The 18,003-nt window shown below is 58.7% G+C and carries 15 protein-coding genes; 8 read left to right on the top strand and 7 right to left on the bottom strand.

The genetic code is table 11. The features are described from left to right. Window positions 1–75: 75 nt before the first annotated feature. Window positions 76–1,080: an AraC family transcriptional regulator gene (locus GSF27_RS01145; RefSeq protein ID WP_160964880.1), complete on the bottom strand. Its 1,005-nt coding sequence runs from the start codon at window positions 1,078–1,080 to the stop codon at window positions 76–78. A gap of 142 nt (window positions 1,081–1,222) precedes the next feature. Here GSF27_RS01145 and lpxC point away from each other — a divergent pair, with 142 nt between their 5' ends. Then, a complete protein-coding gene (lpxC, locus tag GSF27_RS01140) occupies window positions 1,223–2,179 on the top strand; it encodes a UDP-3-O-acyl-N-acetylglucosamine deacetylase (protein ID WP_160964878.1) in 957 nt (318 codons plus the stop codon). Window positions 2,180–2,474: 295 nt separating this feature from the next. Then, on the top strand, window positions 2,475–3,734 hold the full coding sequence (locus tag GSF27_RS01135; RefSeq protein WP_160964876.1) for an MFS transporter: 1,260 nt from the start codon (window positions 2,475–2,477) through the stop codon (window positions 3,732–3,734). A gap of 79 nt (window positions 3,735–3,813) precedes the next feature. Here the strand turns inward: GSF27_RS01135 and GSF27_RS01130 are convergent, their stop codons facing one another. Further along, window positions 3,814–4,518, bottom strand: a complete 705-nt coding sequence (locus GSF27_RS01130) for a TetR/AcrR family transcriptional regulator (protein ID WP_160964874.1) — start codon at window positions 4,516–4,518, stop codon at window positions 3,814–3,816. 100 nt (window positions 4,519–4,618) lie between these two features. Here GSF27_RS01130 and GSF27_RS01125 point away from each other — a divergent pair, with 100 nt between their 5' ends. From GSF27_RS01125 to GSF27_RS01115, 3 genes are all read left to right on the top strand, one after another. After that, window positions 4,619–5,968: a hypothetical protein gene (locus GSF27_RS01125; protein ID WP_160964872.1), complete on the top strand. Its 1,350-nt coding sequence runs from the start codon at window positions 4,619–4,621 to the stop codon at window positions 5,966–5,968. Further along, window positions 5,965–7,386: an acyl-CoA reductase gene (locus tag GSF27_RS01120; protein WP_160964870.1), complete on the top strand. Its 1,422-nt coding sequence runs from the start codon at window positions 5,965–5,967 to the stop codon at window positions 7,384–7,386. Before GSF27_RS01125 ends, GSF27_RS01120 begins: the two co-directional genes overlap by 4 nt. A gap of 137 nt (window positions 7,387–7,523) precedes the next feature. Next, window positions 7,524–8,399, top strand: a complete 876-nt coding sequence (locus tag GSF27_RS01115; RefSeq protein ID WP_160964868.1) for an SDR family NAD(P)-dependent oxidoreductase — start codon at window positions 7,524–7,526, stop codon at window positions 8,397–8,399. A gap of 78 nt (window positions 8,400–8,477) precedes the next feature. Here GSF27_RS01115 and GSF27_RS01110 read toward each other — a convergent pair whose 3' ends face one another. Beyond that, window positions 8,478–9,041 (bottom strand): OsmC family protein, encoded by a 564-nt coding sequence (locus GSF27_RS01110; RefSeq protein ID WP_160964866.1) that lies wholly within the window; start codon window positions 9,039–9,041, stop codon window positions 8,478–8,480. Between the two features lie 164 nt (window positions 9,042–9,205). Between GSF27_RS01110 and GSF27_RS01105 the strand changes: the two genes are divergently transcribed. Continuing rightward, window positions 9,206–10,264: a GlxA family transcriptional regulator gene (locus tag GSF27_RS01105; RefSeq protein ID WP_160964864.1), complete on the top strand. Its 1,059-nt coding sequence runs from the start codon at window positions 9,206–9,208 to the stop codon at window positions 10,262–10,264. A gap of 70 nt (window positions 10,265–10,334) precedes the next feature. Here the strand turns inward: GSF27_RS01105 and GSF27_RS01100 are convergent, their stop codons facing one another. The 3 genes from GSF27_RS01100 to GSF27_RS18045 all read right to left on the bottom strand — a co-directional run bounded on the left by GSF27_RS01100 (window position 10,335) and on the right by GSF27_RS18045 (window position 14,565). Continuing rightward, complete coding sequence (locus GSF27_RS01100; RefSeq protein ID WP_160964862.1) at window positions 10,335–11,879, bottom strand: arylsulfatase; 1,545 nt, start codon at window positions 11,877–11,879, stop codon at window positions 10,335–10,337. A 412-nt stretch (window positions 11,880–12,291) separates the two neighbouring features. After that, the gene (locus GSF27_RS01095; RefSeq protein ID WP_160964860.1) at window positions 12,292–13,023 is read right to left on the bottom strand and encodes a hypothetical protein; all 732 of its coding nucleotides are present in this window, start codon (window positions 13,021–13,023) and stop codon (window positions 12,292–12,294) included. 375 nt (window positions 13,024–13,398) lie between these two features. Continuing rightward, the gene (locus GSF27_RS18045) at window positions 13,399–14,565 is read right to left on the bottom strand and encodes an acyl-CoA dehydrogenase family protein (RefSeq protein WP_160964858.1); all 1,167 of its coding nucleotides are present in this window, start codon (window positions 14,563–14,565) and stop codon (window positions 13,399–13,401) included. A 172-nt stretch (window positions 14,566–14,737) separates the two neighbouring features. Here GSF27_RS18045 and GSF27_RS01085 point away from each other — a divergent pair, with 172 nt between their 5' ends. Next, window positions 14,738–15,748: an AraC family transcriptional regulator gene (locus GSF27_RS01085; protein WP_160964856.1), complete on the top strand. Its 1,011-nt coding sequence runs from the start codon at window positions 14,738–14,740 to the stop codon at window positions 15,746–15,748. A 15-nt stretch (window positions 15,749–15,763) separates the two neighbouring features. Further along, window positions 15,764–16,570, top strand: coding sequence for a queuosine precursor transporter (locus GSF27_RS01080; RefSeq protein WP_160964854.1), 807 nt, complete (start codon window positions 15,764–15,766; stop codon window positions 16,568–16,570). A gap of 242 nt (window positions 16,571–16,812) precedes the next feature. Here GSF27_RS01080 and purT read toward each other — a convergent pair whose 3' ends face one another. Continuing rightward, window positions 16,813–17,994 (bottom strand): formate-dependent phosphoribosylglycinamide formyltransferase, encoded by a 1,182-nt coding sequence (gene purT / locus GSF27_RS01075; RefSeq protein WP_160964852.1) that lies wholly within the window; start codon window positions 17,992–17,994, stop codon window positions 16,813–16,815. Between the last annotated feature and the right edge of the window lie 9 nt (window positions 17,995–18,003).

Here is an 18,003-nt window from a genome sequence, read left to right as displayed (position 1 = left end):
ACAGTTTGATGACAATGGGAGTGTAAAAAATCCGGACAGCCAGAAAGGCGGCGCTGGTGAGCAATGCCCCGGTGATCAGGCCACCGAATCGCGCCGGTACTCGCTGGGGGAGGAGCCGTACCAGCGCTTGAAAGCGCGGGCAAAGTTGGCCTGTTCGGAAAAGCCAAGCAGGTAAGCCACTTCGCTGATGGCAAGGGTGTCATCGGCGATGTAACTCTTTGCCAGCTGCATGCGCTTCTCTTCCAGGATCTTGCTGAAAGAGGTGCCCTCTTCCGCCAGCCGTCGCTGCATGGTGCGGCGACTCAGATGCAGAGCGTCGGCAACATTCTCTTCCTTGATATTGCCTGAAGGCAATTGATTGACAATGGTGACCTCCACCTGGGTAGTGAGCCGCTCCTTTTGCAGCTCCGCCAGATGGCGGGTGATGATCTGCTCGTTGACCAGGCTCAACTCCGCGTTGCCGGTGTTGAGCTTCTTCTCCACATCGTAACGCTCCAGCAACAGGGAGATGCCTTCACCACCGTAGTAGACCGGGCAACCGGCTTTTTGCTCCAGCAACCAGGCGGCCGAGTTGGGGGCATGGGGACAATGCAGCTCTACCGGGGCAAAGCTTTCGCCCAGCAACATGCGCAGCATTTTCAACATGGCAATAATGCTGGCGTCCGTAGAGAGCGGGCAGAGTTGCGGCTGCACCTTCCATTCGTGCGCCACGGAGAAACGGTAGTAGAGCCCATCGGCGGAGAGATCGTAACTGAGACCGTCACTGACAAACTGCCCGTAACGGGAAAAACGGTAGAATGCCTCGCCGAGGGTGGCGCTGGCCAGCCAGGCAAAACCGAGGGCGTGAAAGGTGGTGGGACTCCAGCGGGAGCCGGCATCAACACCAAAACCATCGCCCTCCAGCTCGCGCACGTGCCACCACAACTGCTGCATTTTCTCTATGGGGTAGCGCGCCACGGACGACCCCAGTTTGGAGGGGTCAAGACCCGTGTCGGAAAACACCTGCGCGGCGTCCCGATCCCGGGCTTTCAGCTCCTCCCAGACCAGCAGGGCCCAGGAGGTTAATGTGGATGCGGCCATATACAGATCTCCCTATCTCCCCCATAGGATAAATCCTTGGCGCAGAAAGACAAATAGCTGATTAACGATTGGTATTGACTGATCAGCGCCAGGGGGGGTGATTCCGTAATCTTGTCCTCAGAAACTGAAAGAGGACGCTACTATGAACCACGACTACATGCAGCACACACTGAAGAGTCAGCTCCACTTTGTGGGTCGCGGACTGCACAGTGGCAAAGCAGTACGAATGACTCTGGCGCCCGCAGAGGCCTTTACCGGCTATGTATTTGAACGGGCAGATTTGGCACCACCACACAATACCGTATTGGCGCGCTGGTCGACCGTAAGCGACACCCGCCTCTCGACCACTGTCAGCAACCGTGTCGGCACCAGTGTCTCTACCATCGAGCACCTGATAGCGGCCCTGCACGCCAGCGGCGTAGACAACTGCCGCATCCTGCTGGACGGACCGGAAGTTCCGGTCATGGACGGAAGCGCCAAGGTATTTGTTGATCAGATCAACTCCGTGGGCCTGCAGCCCCTTAAGGCCGAGCGTATGGCCATCGTAGTGACGGAGTCGATCTGGGTAGAGGAAGACCAGGCCAAAGTCGGCTTGCTGCCCTTCCCTGCGCCCTGGGTGGACATGTCCATCGACTTCGAATCCGAGGCCATTGGTGAGCAGTCCGTGTGTATGCCGGTCACCGCCGAGCATTTCCACGAGTCTGTCTGCGGGGCACGTACCTTCGGCTTTATGGAGCAGGCCACTGCCTTGCGCTCGCTGGGCCTCGCCCAGGGCGGCTCCCTGCAGAATACGGTAGTGGTAGAAGACAACCGAGTCCTGAACCGTGAAGGATTGCGTTACGAAGATGAATTTGTGCGCCATAAGGCGGTGGACGCCATCGGCGACCTGGCACTGCTCGGCGTACACATTGTCGGCTGTTTTGTCGGTCGCCGCAGCGGTCACCGCCTCAACAACCAGCTACTGCGCCGGCTGATGGTGGAAAGCGACAGCTGGTACTACACCACGCTGCAGGATGCGACTGAATACTGGGACGAGATTATGCGAGATCCCCAGCGTCCGGCCAAAACCACCAATACCCGCACCAGCCTGGCGGAGTAAAGGGCATTATCCACCTATCGCGGTGGATCTCCCCACGCTCTAAAGTCCACTAACCCAACCCTTCTGAAGGGCGTCTGCAGCGGCGCCCTTTTTTATTCGCCCCACTTCTTCGCCACCCCGATACCTGCCGAACACCGCCTGCACCATAGCGCCATGTCACCCCGTTCCTCTTTCGTCCACCATGGCACTTGACCCCGGTTTCCGTAGTGCGCTACCGTTATATTGAAACTCACAGGTACCATTAAAATAACAGGCGCCGAAAGTCTACCCACGACGCCACCTGACGGGAACTCCTATGCAAGCTCATCACACTCCTGACTCCGAATGGCGCAGCGCCTGGACAGTTGTTCTGGCCGCAACACTGGGTTCAGCGCTGTTTGCGGTGCCCACCTACTCCATTGGCATAATGCTGCTGCCCATAGAACAGGCTACCGGCTGGAGCCGGGCGCAGATCTCGTCCGGCCTGACCATTGTCGCCGTGCTCTCCATCACCCTCAGTACCCTGATGGGAATGGTGGTGGACCGACTGGGCTTCCGCCCTGTGGGCATTCTCGCGGCCTGCCTGCTCACCTCGGCTATCGGCCTGCTGTCCCTGACGGGAGGTAACCTGTGGCACTGGTGGGGAGTCTGGGCGCTGATCGGTGTGGCTTGCTCCATGACACCCTCGATATGGCCCGGTGCCGTATCCAGCCTGTTCCAGAAGCATCGGGGCATGGCCCTGGGTATTACCCTGAGCGGCTCCGGCATTGGCTCGGCACTGGTACCTCTGCTGGGCAACGCACTTCTGGAACGCTATGGCTGGCGCGGGGCCTATCTCGGCCTGGCCGCGTTTTGGGGGCTGGCGGCAATCCCCCTGATCCTGTTGTTTTTCCGCAGTGCCGGACAAGGTGGCGGTAAAACACAGACAGCACGAGACGACAAACCGCTTTATGGTCCGAGCACCCGCGAAGGTCTGTGCTCCATCGCCTTCATCAAACTGGCCTGTGCATCACTGGCTATTTCCGTGCCCGGCGTGGCCCTGATCGTCAACCTGGTACCAATCATGATGTCCACCAATATCAGTCAGGGCACCGCCGCCGCCATTGCAGGCAGCCTGGGGCTGGCCACCATCACCGGCCGGGTTGCGGGTGGCTTACTGCTGGACAAGATGAGCGCAAAGCTGATCGCTGTGGGTACGACGCTGGCCACCTGCCTGCTACCGGCTGCCCTGCTCCTGTTTCCCGGCATTACGTCGCTCACCGCTGTCGCGGTGGTGATCATGGGGCTGGCAGTCGGAGGCAAGCTGGGCGCCATGGCCTATCTTGCCAGCCGTCACTTTGGCACCCGCAGTTTTGGCGTACTCTACGGCAGCATGTCTGCGATGATCGGTCTGGGAGCCGGGCTCGGCCCCATGCTCGCCAATCTGGTGTTTGACCAGACCCAATCCTACGACGCCGTACTTTGGGGAACCCTGGTTCCACTGCTGATCGGTGCCGCCATTCTTATCTCGCTGGGGCGTTATCCCGATTTCTCCCAGGCACCATCGACCGCTGCTACCGCACCACAACAAGCGTGACGCTTTACGGACGGCGTGCCCCCCGCCATAGCCCGGTGAGCGCTGCCGTCCGTTTATCGGCTCATTAAGCCGCTCCCCCCTAGCGCGGGCGAATGCCGTTCAGAAACAGATCCACGGAGAAATTGATACGCGCCTCGATGTCTGCCTGCTCCATGCGTCCACCCATGATGATCATCCGCGAGGGGCCACTGACCACCAGGCTCAGGAACGCCGTGGCCATGGCCTCGGCATCCGTCACCCGTACCTTGCCCTGCGCTTCCAGACGCCTGAACAGGCCTGAAAGAAAGGCCAGAGTCGGTTCGATGGTGGACAGGGAACGATTGATCAAATCGGGAAAACGGTGGGACTGGGCGTTCAGGATTCGCTGCAACTTGATACCGGCTGGAGTCGCCACATTGGCAATACGAATGCGGGCAACTGCACGCAAGGTCTCCTCCAGATCGTCAGTCTCCGCTGCCTGCAATGTTTCGATCGGCACGATGTAGCGCTCCACCAAACGATCCACTGCGGCGATAAACAACGCTTCCTTATCTTTGTAGTAAGCGTAAACCGTACGTTTCGACATACCGAGGGAATCTGCAATGTCGATAACGCGGGTGTTGTCGTAACCGGACTCCAGAAACCAGTCAATGGCGCTGTCCAGCAACTCCTCGTGACGCCTGGCGGCCTCCTCCCGGGTGGGGCGCCCGGCACGCGGGCGGGCGGGAGCTGCTCTCTTTTTTGCAGTCTCTTTTTTGACTACCACTTTTTTCACGGCTTCTTTTTTCGCTGCTTCTTTTTTCACGGTAAGGCCTTGCACTCCCCAGAATGACAGATCTATAATGAAACCCATAGGTACCATTAATACAATAACGTGTCCCAGATTATCACAAAGGAGAGAGTCCATGGGCAGCATCGCTGACAAGCTCACCAGCCTCGTTCACGAGGACTACCGCTACGACATCCCTCATGGGGAGATCGTCCAAGACCAGATTGCCGCCGTAAATGAACGCTTCCAGGAGCGCAAGGATCTGATCAAATTACTTGCCCACCGCGCCAACCAGGCGGGCATCGACGAAATCAAAAGCCTCGACGATATTGTTCCCCTGCTCTTCCCCCACACCGCCTACAAAAGCTATCCGGAATCTCTGCTTGCGAATGAAAAGTGGGATCGCCTCGCACGCTGGCTGGATACTGTCTCCACCTACCGTGTGCCACCGATGGATAACGATGCCATTGCCGACATTGATGGCTGGGTGGAGAAGCTGAAAGAGAGTGGTCATTACGTGTCGTGCTCCAGCGGTACCACCGGGAAAAGTGCCATGCTGGTAGCCTCGGAGAAAGATATGGACTGGTGTCGCACTGAGGCGATCACCGCCTACAGCTGGGGCTCCGGTGTAGTACCGGCACAGGATCGCCGCATTATGGGCCTGGCACCGGTCGCCCACGTTCCCCGCAATACCGCTACCGGCGAGTCCTACCTGAATGCCCTGCAGGATCCGGAAAAAGAGCCATTCGCCTATCCGGTGCCGCCGCTGACAGTAGGCAGCCTGACGCAGATGGTGGTGCTGCGAAAATCCATTGCCGACGGCACCGCCAAGCCCGGCGACCTGGCTCAGTACGAAGAGATCTCGGCGTTTCGTCAAAAAGCCATGGATGATGCCATCGGTATTGCGGCGAAGGCCATGGTGGAACACCGCGCGGAAAAACTGCATATCAGTGGTCTCTGGTCCGGCCTTTATAACGTGGCCAAGGCGGTGCGAGATATGGGTTACAGCGCCAAAGATTTCAATCCGGAAAACTCTTTCTACGTCGGCGGCGGTCTCAAGCGGGCCCAACTGCCCGACGACTATCGCGAGTTTGTCTACGAGACCTTCAACATCAAACCCGAGCGCAGCTACCAGAACTACAGCATGCAGGAGATTCAGTCCGGCATGCCCCGCTGTCAGGTCGGCGGTCGCTATCACCTGCCACCCTGGGTCGTGCCACTGATCCTTGATGAGAGTGGTGACAAACTGCTGCCCATTGCCGATGAAGAGTACGAAGGTCGCGCCGCCTTTTTTGACCTCTCCCTGGATGGCCGCTGGGGTGGAGTCATCTCCGGCGACAAGGTCTCCATTGATTTCCGACCCTGTGCCTGCGGCGCCCGCAGCCCCTCCATCCGCGACAACATCGTGCGCTACGCGGACATCAAGGGTGACGACAAGATCGGTTGCGCCGGCACCGTAGACGCCTACGTTCGAGGTGAAGCATGAACACTCAACCAACACAAAGCCATGACGAAGCCACCGTCTCTGCGCCCAATTTTATCCGCGGCGAACTGATCGAAGGCAGCGACATTATCCAGCACTCCCGCGACCTGGGCGTGAGCTTTGCCACGCCCAAAATCGACTTGAATAAAGTGGTACATCCACGTACCGAAGTACCGCCGCTGTTGAATGTGCCTCTGTCAGAAATCATCGATTTCCTGGTGGAGACGGGGCAGCGCATGCGCGATCCCAACAACCCTTACATGCAGGAGTGTTTCGACCGCATGGCGGCCACCCATATCCTGCCCCGCGGCGTGGTGGAAACCGTCTCCCGCCATGCGACGGCCTATCTGGATAAACGCATCCTGATGGCTGAGGTGGAGCAGAACTTCCCCGATCCCAAGGCACTGGACGGCTGGGTACCGAAGCAGGACTTCACCGGTCGCAAAAGTTTTGTACGCGCCTTTGCACCGCGACTGATCCATGTCCTGCCAGGCAACTCCCCCGGGGTGGCAGTGAAGTCTGTGGCCCAGGGTGCCATGGTCAAGGGCATTAACCTGTTCAAGATGTCTTCTGCCGACCCCTTCACCATGGTGGCTATCCTCCGTACCATGGCCGACATCGATCCCAATCATGCCATTGTGCGCTCCATGTCTGCGGTCTACTGGCGCGGCGGTGATGACAGCGTCGAGAGCGTGCTCTACCGGCCGCAATATTTCGACAAGATTGTCGCCTGGGGCGGCGGTGATGCCATCAACAACGTTATCAAGTATCTCGGTCCCGGCTTTCAGCTGGTCTCTTTCGACCCGAAAACTTCCATCTCCATGGTGGGTAAAGAAGCTTTTGAGTCCGAAGAAGCGCTCGAAGAGGCTGCCGAGCTGGCGTCGGTGGATGTAATGACCCTTAACCAGGAAGCCTGCGTAGCCAGCCGCTTTCAGTATGTGGAAGGTTCACAGGAACAGGTGGATCGCTTCTGCGAAAAGCTGCACCGCAACATCGCCCGGCGTGCCGCCGAGTCCGGCGATATCCGGCCGCTGGATATGGAGCTCTCGGAGCAGATCCAGATGATGCAGTTGATGGATGACGACTACCGCGTATTCGGTGAAACCGACGGCAGAGGTGTGGTGATCCGCTCCGAAGAGCCCGTGGACTTCCACCCCATCAACAAAACCGCCAATGTGGTTCGGGTTGACTCTCTGGATGACGCCGTCAAACACATTAATGTCGCCACCCAAACCGTTGGCTTCTATCCCTTCAGCCGTATGCCCGACTACCGCGACCGGCTAGCCAGTGGTGGCGCCCAGCGCATTGTGCATCTGGGTGAAGCCGGTCCGGCGACCATTGGTAACCCTCACGATGCCATGTATCCCTTGCATCGCTTTGTGCACTGGATGGCTCACGAGGATGGTGTCGCACCGCGTTGAGCTTTGCCAGTGCCCGCCCGCTACCCCTGCCACCCGGCTGGTCTCCTGTACTCCTGCAGGAGATTATCCGCAAAGCCGGGTAGCGGGCGCTTTTTCTCTTTCTACCCAACAATAAATACCTTAATGAGGAGAGCGCGATGAGCAAACCCATTGCTGTTATTACCGGCGCCAGCTCCGGCATTGGCAAAGAAGCCGCTCGCGAACTGCTGTTGCAGGGCTGGCAGGTTATCGCCCTGGGCCGCGACCCGGCCCGCTGTGAGCAGGCAGCCATGGAACTGCAGTCCGCCTGTGACCGACCACAGCAACTGCACTTTATTGGCGCCGACCTGGCGCAGATGTCATCGGTTGTGCAAGCCGCCAACACCATTCGTTCTCTCACCGATCGAGTGGATGTACTGCTGAACAACGCCGGTGGACTTACCCGGGAACTGACACTGACCGACGAGGGCAATGAAAACACCTTTGCCAGCAATCACCTCGGCCATTTCCTGTTGACCAACGAGCTCCTGCCGCTGCTGCAAAAGGCCGCCTCGAACGCACCCGCCGGCCATACCCGTATCGTCCTGGTCTCCTCCTCCGCCCACGAACACTGTGACGGACTGGATTGGGATGACCTGCAATCACAGCAGGACTTCGATTCCAACCGCGCCTACTGCCGGGTAAAGCTGGCCAACCTGCTGCACATGCGGGAGCTGGCCAGACGCCTGCAGGCCGATGGCATACGAGTGCACGCCATGCACCCGGGCTTGGTGAACAGTAATTTCGCCAGCCACGCCGACAGCGCCATGCAGTCCTACTTTGAGGCTAACGCGGCACGCGGCATTACCCCGGCGGCTGCGGCAGACACCCTGATCTGGCTGGCCAGTGCGGAAGAAGCCGGCTTAACCACCGGTGAGTATTTCCACCAACGCCAGGCCATTCCCTGCAGCGCCCTGGCGCAGGATGACGACGCTGCCGCACAACTGTGGCAAGAAAGTGAGCGACTGGTTGAGCGCGCGCGCAGCCACCGCTAAACAATTCAGCCGGTCATTGAAAACCATGGGCTGCCGCAGCAGCAGTCCATGGTCTTCCGTCCTCACTGTCCGGCGACGTCACACGCGCTCCAACACCACCGGTACCGGCCGACAGACGGTATTGCATACCGGAGAGTGATCTTTGGTAAACGCCAGCAGAGCATCCAGCTCCTCATCACTGCAGTCCGCTTCAATGTGCATACGCATGCGGATCTGCTCGTAACCGATGATCGCATCCGGGTTCAGGTCCAACAGTCCCTCCACATTGATGGTACCGCACAGCTCCGTGCTTATAGCGCGGATCTGAATGCCACGCGCCGCCGCGTGCAATACGGTGGTAGTGGTGACACAGCCTGCCAGCGCGTGCAGCAAATACTCCACCGGATTGGCGCCTTCGTTATTGCCCAGCAGCACCGGTGGCTCGCCATTGGTATAGACGAAGTCCTCCGTACGGGATTGATCCTCCGCACCTGCACCATAAAAATCCCGGATCATCGAGCGGTTTTCACCACCATTGACCCATTGGTTACGGGCGCGGAATTCAAACTGCGCCAGGCTCGGATCCTGCTGCAGGGCCGCCACTGTCTGTGTCATCCGGACCAGGTCCAGGCCATTAAGATGTGTCTGTTGTTGAGTGTTCATAGTGACCTCCAGGCCAATCGTTGCTTTTCTGAAACGCCTTCTTTGCGAAAGCATGAGCTCACGATACGCCCCGGCCCACCAACCCGGCAGATGGACTTTTGCCAGAAACGTGCTATTTATGCCACAAACCAATCCCCCCAGGCATTACCTTGCAGGAGCACGCCATGAGCAGACCATCCGTCAAGTCGGTGGCTCCCGTCACGGTACAGATAGTCGCCATACCCGAAACTGCGGGTTCAGCGCTGTACGGTATGGTGGATGTACTCTCCGCCGCCGGAGCCATCTGGCAGACACTGGTCACCGGCGAGCCACCCCATGCCCACTTTCAGGTACAGGTCATCAGCCCCTCAACACAACCATTTCAATGCGGTTATGGCATTCCGGTAACGCCCGCCTTCGATATTGACAGTGCTCCCCCCGCCGACGTGGTGATAGTTCCGGAGATCTGGCTGGGGCCGGAAGAGAGTATCAGCGGCCGCTACCCGGAGCTGATGCGATGGCTGCAGCAGCTTTACCGGCGTGGCACCGCGATCTTCTCCGCCTGCTCCGGGTCCGTACTGCTGGCTGAGAGTGGACTGCTCAATCACTGTGAAGCCACCTCACACTGGGGCTACAGCGATCTGTTTCGTCACCGCTATCCGCAAGTTCGCTTCCGCCCTGAGGCCACGCTGGTTTTTGCCGATGGTGAAGGCCGGCTGGTAACCGCCGGTGGCACCACCTCATGGCATGACCTGGCGCTGCATATTATTTCCCGCTATGCCGGCCCCGGCGTTGCATTGGAAGTGGCCAAGGTCTACCTGCTAAAAACCCACGAAGAGGGGCAGCTCCCCTACACCCCGCTGATACGTCATATACCGCACAACGATGCTCTGGTGCGACGCTGCCAGCAGTGGCTGGCGGAACACCACACCGACAGCGACGCCCTTGGCAAATTAGTGACGCAACAGGATGTTCCCGAGCGCACCCTGAAACGTCGCTTCAAGGCGGCCACCGGTATGTCGCTGTTGGAGTACATTCAGCACTCCCGTATCGAGGAGGCCAAACGCCTGCTGGAAACCACCACCCTGGCGGCAGAAGAGATTGGAGCCAGAATCAGTTATGAGGACGGGTCGTTTTTCCGGCGGCTGTTCAAACGTCTCACCGGCCTGACCCCGGGGCAATACCGGCGGATGTTTGCTGGCACACGAGAAGACAAGGGCTTGTCGCTGTCAGCCCACAAATAAAAAAGGCCGTGTCGGTGCTATCGACACGGCCTTTGGTCGCATTTGCTCTTTAAATCAGAGCCCGCGCCACTTAGCGACTTTGTGACTGCGAGTTGATCATGCCTGCAACGTCATCCACCTGCACAGACATACTCTCCTGACTGGGCGGGAACTTCTTGAAGGAGGCCACGAACTCGGCGATTTTGCCGCCGGCAGCACCGAGAATCCAGCTGTGGTTTTCGGCCCACTCATCGTAACCCCGGGCCTCAATGAAGCGCTCAAACGGGTCCAGCTTCAGGTTGATAATGATTGGCGAAGAGAGAGACAGCTGCGGGGAACGGAACCAGTGGTCCTGGCGCTTGAACAGCAGTTTCCAATCGCCGTAGCGCATGCCGTGGAAGGTGGTCTCGGTAAAGTAGTAGAACTCCTTACGCTTTGACTTACCCTGGCTGAGCAAAAGATCGGACTGGTCATAGCCATCGAGGTGCACCTTGTAACTGCGCTTGCCAATTTTCTTTTTCTTCAGCAGTTCCTCCTTGAGGTTGGGTTCACCCACCCAGGACATGATGGTTGGCATCCAGTCTTCCATGGTCATGAACTCGCCGGTGCTGACGCCCGCCGGGATATGCCCCTTCCACTTCACCAGCATTGGCACACGGAAGCCGCCTTCCCAGCCACCTACCCCTTTCTCGCCATGGAAAGGCTGGTTGCCGCCATCCGGCCAGGAGTTGGACGCCGCACCGTTATCGGTGGAGAACATGACGATGGTGTTATCAGCCACGCCCAACTCGTCCAGCAGACCGAGCAGCTCGCCCACATCGTCGTCCATCTCCATCATGCCATCGGCATAAATGCCGTAACCGCTCTTGCCCTCATACTGATCGTTGAGATTGGTGCGGTAGTGCATGCGAGTGGTGTTGTGCCAGACAAAAAATGGCTTGCCAGCTCTGACGGTGTCACGAATGAACCGCTTGGATTGCTCCAGTACATCCTGGTCCAGGGTGCGCTGGCGCTCCTTGCCAAAGGGCCCCAGATCCTCAATCTGCTGAGAGCCATCGGCCATGGCTTTGGAGTGAATGATGCCACGCATGGTCAGCTTATACTTTTCCTGTACAGCGGGATCTTTTGGATAGTCGTACTGCTCCGGGTACTCACCGGCATTGAGGTGATAAAGAATGCCATAGAACTCATCGAAGCCGTGATTGGTAGGCAGATGCTCATCACGATCGCCCAAGTGGTTTTTCCCGAACTGGCCGGTGGCATACCCCTTGGCTTTGAGCATGGTCGCCAGGGTCGGATCCTTCTCCTGCAGCCCCTGCTTGGCCCCTGGCAGCCCCACGGTAGCCAGACCGGTACGCAAGGGGTACTGGCCGGTTATAAACGCCGCACGGCCTGCGGTGCAGGAGGCCTGGGCGTAATGATCCATAAAGATCATGCCCTCATTGGCAATGCGGTCGATGTTCGGGGTTGAACCACCCATCATGCCACGGTGGTAGGCACTGATGTTCCACATGCCCACGTCATCACCCCAGATAATCAGGATATTGGGTTTTGTCTCGGTCTGAGCTTGATCCTGAGCCTGGGCGACGGATGTCGCGAACACGAACAGGGACAGGGTTAAGAGGTAACGCAGCATAGGAACTCCTTGTGTTGCCGCTCGGGGACAGCGCATTTTTATTGACGCTTTAAATGCAGGTACTCATAGCCGGTACATACATGAGTTTTGTGACAATATCAGTACCCTTACGACGCATGGCGCGTCATGGATCATGGCCGTCACTATACAGAGCTATAACTCCGGAGTATGGCACCTGCTCTTGGTATTGCACCTGACCGGGGAAATTGTAGCCACTGGTCTTCACCAGTACCACTCCACCATGGTCGATGATGTCGCAGACATCAGGAAGTCACAGCAATATCAAACGCCTCCTGCGCCCCGACAATAAACAACTGCACCCCGATTACTGTCAGGATCAGGCCCATGAGACGCGTGACAATGCTGCGGCTATTTTCGCCGGCAATACGCAGTTTTCTGCCGTGGCCGGGATTCAGTCGCCGAATGTACGCAGGCAACCCAGTGGTTGTCCCTCACTATAGTTGAGATGACCCGCGCTGGAGCCCACCCAGCCCAGCAAGCCAAAGGAGGTCTTCACCAGATACTGGGGCTGGTCGCAGGCGCTGTTGGGATCCTGCAGTAACACCCGCACCTCGCTCCCCGCCGGCACAGCAGCCACTTTTTTACCACCGCCACAGGGAGACTGGTACAACTGTGTGAAGCCGGTGGTGGGACAGGTCATGTCCACCAGGTAAAAGCTCTGCGGAACCTCTTTCAGGCCGGAGTCGGTAAGGGAATACTTTTGCCGCACGTTATAGGCGTTGCCATTGCGCGTGGTGAGGTAAAAGTTCCCCCCTGCAGACACAAACAATTTCTCGCCATAGAGATAGACCTCCTGCCCCCAGGAGGGTGATTCCACGATAAAGGTGGGGTCATCGCTCGCCCCCTCATCGTAATGCAGCAAGTACACCTTGCCGCCAATTTCCAGGCGGATGGCGTAGAGACCGGACCAGCCGGTTGCCACAGCACTGGCTTTGTCCGCCAGCGCAGGCGCCAGATAGACGAACATGCTCTGCTCGGTATCCACAACGAAGGCACGATAATCACTGAAAGATTCCGGCGGCGGCTGCAGCTGTGGATTGCCGCCGACTGTCACCTCCTGCAACTCCAGCGCAACCGCTGGCAGCGCGACACACATAAGAAACCAAAGTACTGCGTTTTTCATAGATTATCCTGGCCGTTCAGTATGGCCTTATCACTGCCACCCCTGATTACCTCAATGGCGGAATGTGTCGGGGCTGGCAAGCATGTGCCAAACGTAGCTGCGACTTACAAACACTCGCGGCGGGCCCGGCGTTGTTGCCGCACAAGCCGGCCCATCCTCTTAATGCCACGGACGCTGGCAAAGCTGTTGCGCAGTACCTTATAAAACGCTGACATCTGTTTCAACATAATTCAGCTTATTGAATCAGACGGACTGCTGCCGCAAGTGCCGCAATGACAAGGGTGATTAGCCGGAATAACGACATCCGGACCAGAGGGTGGAAATAACAGGAACGAGAGGAAGCCGGCCCGGACGGGCCGGCTCGAAAGGCGTCGCTTAACGAATTTCGTTCAGCAACTCGCGGGCAATGATCACGCGCTGGATTTCACTGGTACCTTCATAGATGGAGGTAATGCGCACGTCGCGGGCGAAACGCTCCAGCGGGTACTCCTGGGTATAACCCACGCCACCCATGAGCTGCAGCGCGGTGTAGCAGGCGGCATTCGCTTTTTCGGAGGCGTACAGTTTGGCCATGGAGGCCTGCTTGCCGAAGGGCTGGCCATTCTCTTTCAGGTAGGCGGCATTCATCAGCAGCAGACGCGCCGCTTCCAGCTCGGTGTAGGTCTCGGCCATCATCCATTGCAGACCCTGCAGGTTGGAGATCGGCGCACCAAACTGCTCACGCTCGGTGGTGTACTGACGGGCGTAATCCATTGCTGCCATACCCACACCCAGTGCCAGGGAACCGATACCGATACGACCACCGGCCAGCTCGCCCACGGCGATGCGGAAGCCGTCGTTCAGCTTACCCATCAGTGCATTGCCGGGGATGCGGCAGTCTTCGAAGATCACCAGGTTGGTGGCAGACGCATTCTGCCCCATCTTGTGCTCGGCTTTGCCGATGGTCATACCCGGGGTGCCGGCTTCCACCAGGAAGCAGGAGATGCCCTTGCCTTTTTTGGCTTCGGCGTCGGTCACTGCCCAAACCACGAACACACCGGCGTACTCGGCGCTGGTGATCCACATCTTGGTGCCGTTGAGGATCCAGTCGTCACCGTCGCGCACAGCGCGGGTTCTCATACCGGCGGGGTCAGAACCGGCGCTGGCTTCGGAGAGACAGAAACCACCGGCGGGATACTCACCGGAACAGAGCTTGGGCAGGTACTTCTGCTTTTGCTCTTCACTGGCGATGGCCTGGATCACTTCCGCCACCATGTTGGTAACCGACATGGTAACCGCGGTGGAGGCACAGGCACGGGCGATTTCGGTAATGGCCACGCTGAAGGCGATCACACCCGCTTCGGTACCGCCGTACTCAGCCGAGACGTTCAGGCCCATAAAGCCCAGCTCCGCCAGCTGCTTGATGTTGCTCAGGAACAGCTGGCGATTGGCCTCGCTCTTCTCCTGGTCATGCTGGGCGGCCACAGGCGCCAGTTCGGTTTCAGCGAAACGCTTGGCGGTTTCCTGAATCAGGCTTTGTTCTTCGGTTAACTTGAGATCCACGACGATTTCCTCGTAAGACGTTGCACCGGGCTCCTGGCCCACTGATGATCAGGCCGCTATGTTAGCGATCAAAGGAAGAACAATACAGGACGGCCGGGGGATTAAAAAGTCACAAAAATTGTCGGGATTGTGTATTATATTGTCAATTCACTCATCAAATATCACCGGTTCTATGGCCACAATTTCCTGTCATCACGCCCGGGCGGCACTTGCCGGATTGCAGCGCAAAGGCATGGATTGCGACGCCGTATTGATGCGCGCCGGTATCCACCCCGATAGCCTGCAAGCGGCATTCGGGCGTATCAGTGATCACCAGATGACCCGTCTGGTACAGGAGATATGGCAGGCGCTGGACGATGAATTCATGGGCTTCTCCAACCAGCCCTGCCCCGCCGGCGCCCTCGGTTTTTGCGTCCGCGCCATGGGGCGCTGCCAGACGCTGCGGGAAGCACTGGAAACCGGTATCGAGTTCTACAATCTCGTGCAGGACGGCGTCCACACCAGCTTCGAAGAGGGTCCTGAGCAGACCACCATCCGCGTGGAGTTCGCTTACCCCGAGCTGGATCCGCAGGGTTTTTACCTGGAGTTCTGGATGATCCGCTGGCACCGTCTGGCCAGCTGGCTCTGCGACCTGCGTATCCCGCTGCTGCAGGTGCACTTCCGCAAGCACCCGGTGTGGGATGAGTTGCACGCACACCGGGCCGAGCTGGCCATCATGTTCCCCAGCGATATTGACCCCAACGCCGACAGCAACTGTCTCATTATCCCGTCTGCATCCCTGAATGAGCCGGTACGCCGCACAGCGCAGGAGATCGAGGAGTTTATCCGCACCGCGCCGGCACCGCTCCTGACCATTCCCGGCGGAGACAAAAGCCTGCGCCAGACCATCATGCTGCGCCTGAGCGAACAGATCCCGCTGCGCTTCCCCTCCCAGGCGCAACTGGCTGAACAGCTGGGACTCTCCAGTCAGGCCTTTCACCGCCGCCTGCGCAGGGAAGGCACCAGCTACCAGCGCATCAAGGACGACATTCGCCGCGAACTGGCACTGAACAAACTCACCCGCGAGCGCTTGCCGGTGCATGAGGTTGCTGAGATAGTGGGTTTTTCCGAGCCCCGCTCCTTTACCCGCGCCTTCAAGAGCTGGACCGGGCTGTCACCCCGCGAATACTGCAAATTTGTCTGACCCGGAGCTGCATTAATGGACACCACCGCCAGTCTTTCCCCCGCCTCGGAACTGAGCAGCGCTGAACTCGCCGAGCGCCGCGAGCGGGTATTCCTGATTTTGGCGGCAGTGTTTATCTGCTCCATGACCCTGCTCAACGTGATCGGCATTACCCGCTTTGTACAGCTGGGCCCCATGGCGCTGACAGTGGGCGTACTCCCCTACCCGCTCACCTTCTTGTGCACCGACCTGATCTGCGAGCTCTACGGCAAACGCCGGGCAAACTTCCTGGTGACTATTGGGCTCTGCCTCAACCTGTTAATCCTGGGCATTCTCTGGCTGGGGCAGGCATTGCCATCGGTGCCCCCAGGCTCCCTGCCGCCATGGCAAGTGTTAAGTCTGGCGGAGCCCGTGGGCCTGCCCAACGGTTCGCAGCTGACAGGCAACGTGGAACTGTTCGACTTTTTCTATCTGCTGGCTACCGGCGGCGTCTTCGCCTCCATGATGGCCTATGTCACGGCACAGTACTGTGACGTCAAGCTGTTCCACTTCTGGCGCCGCGTTACCAAAGGCAAGCACCTGTGGCTGCGTAACAACCTCAGCACGCTGGTGAGTCAGGGGGTGGATTCCGTGATGGTGGTGACGGTGACCTTTGGAGCAGTACTGCTGGCCGGAGGCATCAGCCTTGAAATCTTTCTCGGCTTCATCGCCAGCAACTACCTGTTCAAGATGTGCTGTGCGCTGGCCGATACCGGGCCCTTCTATTACTTCACTTACAAGCTGCGCCGCTATTTGCAGCTGAGTGATGACTATGAGGCCAGTGCTGCCCCTGGAGGCCGCTAGAGGGCTGGCGAAAAGTGCTTCGCTGAAACGACTTTGTTGCCACGAACAAAAGCTCGCCCACAGAGTGGGTTCCTACGGTGGCACGAACAGCAACGCGGGAACGAAGAATTCCTGCACGATCCCGCAAGCCTTACCGTAGGAGCGCAGTCCCCTGCGCGATCCCTTTAATCGAGCAACATGCTAAATACGCTCGAGTCGTGTGCAACTTGCGCGTACCGCAACTGGCTACTCAAAATTCGCATCTAGATATCAACCTTTACCGCTGCAGCAGCCGCCATGGCCTTGGCTTCCGCCTCTTCCACGCTGGCACCACGGGCCAGGGCTACGCCCATACGGCGCTTGCCACTGACTGCCGGCTTGCCGAACAGACGCAGGGCCGTATCCGGCTGAGCCAACGCCTCATGCAGGTTGCCAAAACTCACCTGCGTTGACTCCCCTTCCACCAGGATCACCGAGGATGCCGAGGGACCGTGCAGGGCGATGTTGGGAATGGGCAGGCCGAGAATGGCACGGGCGTGCAGGGCGAACTCGGAGAGGTCCTGGGAAATCAGGGTTACCAGACCGGTATCGTGGGGACGGGGAGAGACTTCGCTGAAGATCACCTCATCACCCTTCACAAACAGCTCCACACCAAACAGCCCCCAGCCACCCAGCGCTTCGGTCACCTTTGCGGCAACTTCCTGCGCCTTCTGCAGCGCCGACGGGGTCATGGCCTGAGGCTGCCAGGACTGTTGGTAGTCGCCGTCCACCTGACGGTGGCCAATAGGCTCACAGAAGCTGGTGCCATCGCGGTGACGAATGGTGAGCAGGGTGATTTCAAAATCAAAATCCACAAAGCCTTCCACAATCACCTTGCCGGCGCCGGCACGGCCACCTTCCTGGGCGTACTGCCAGGCCTTTTCGATATCGGCCGAGTCGCGCACCAGGCTCTGGCCCTTGCCGGAGGAGCTCATAATCGGCTTCACCACACAGGGGCGGCCGATGACGGCCACGGCAGCGGCAAACTCTTCGTAAGTGGAGGCAAAGATATAGCGCGATGTGGGCAGCCCCAGCTCTTCCGCGGCCAGGCGGCGAATGCCTTCGCGGTTCATGGTCAGCTGCGCGGCACGGGCGGTGGGCACCACCTTGAAACCTTCGCTCTCCAGCGCCACCAGGGTGTCGGTGGCGATGGCTTCAATTTCAGGGACGATATAGTCGGGGCGCTCTTTCTCGATCACCGCCCGCAACGCATCACCGTCCAGCATGGAGAGGGTGTAGCTGCGATCGGCCACTTGCATGGCAGGGGCATTTTCATAGCGGTCGCAGGCGATCACCTCCACTCCCAGACGCTGCAACTCAATAACGACTTCCTTGCCCAGTTCGCCGGAGCCGCACAGCAGCACCTTGGTGGCAGTGGAGGAAAAAGGGGTACCGATACGGGTCATGACTGGCGT

The organism is Pseudomaricurvus sp. HS19 (genome assembly GCF_009857815.1).
Taxonomy (GTDB): domain Bacteria; phylum Pseudomonadota; class Gammaproteobacteria; order Pseudomonadales; family Cellvibrionaceae; genus Pseudomaricurvus.
This window is presented reverse-complemented; position numbering and strand designations above follow the sequence as displayed.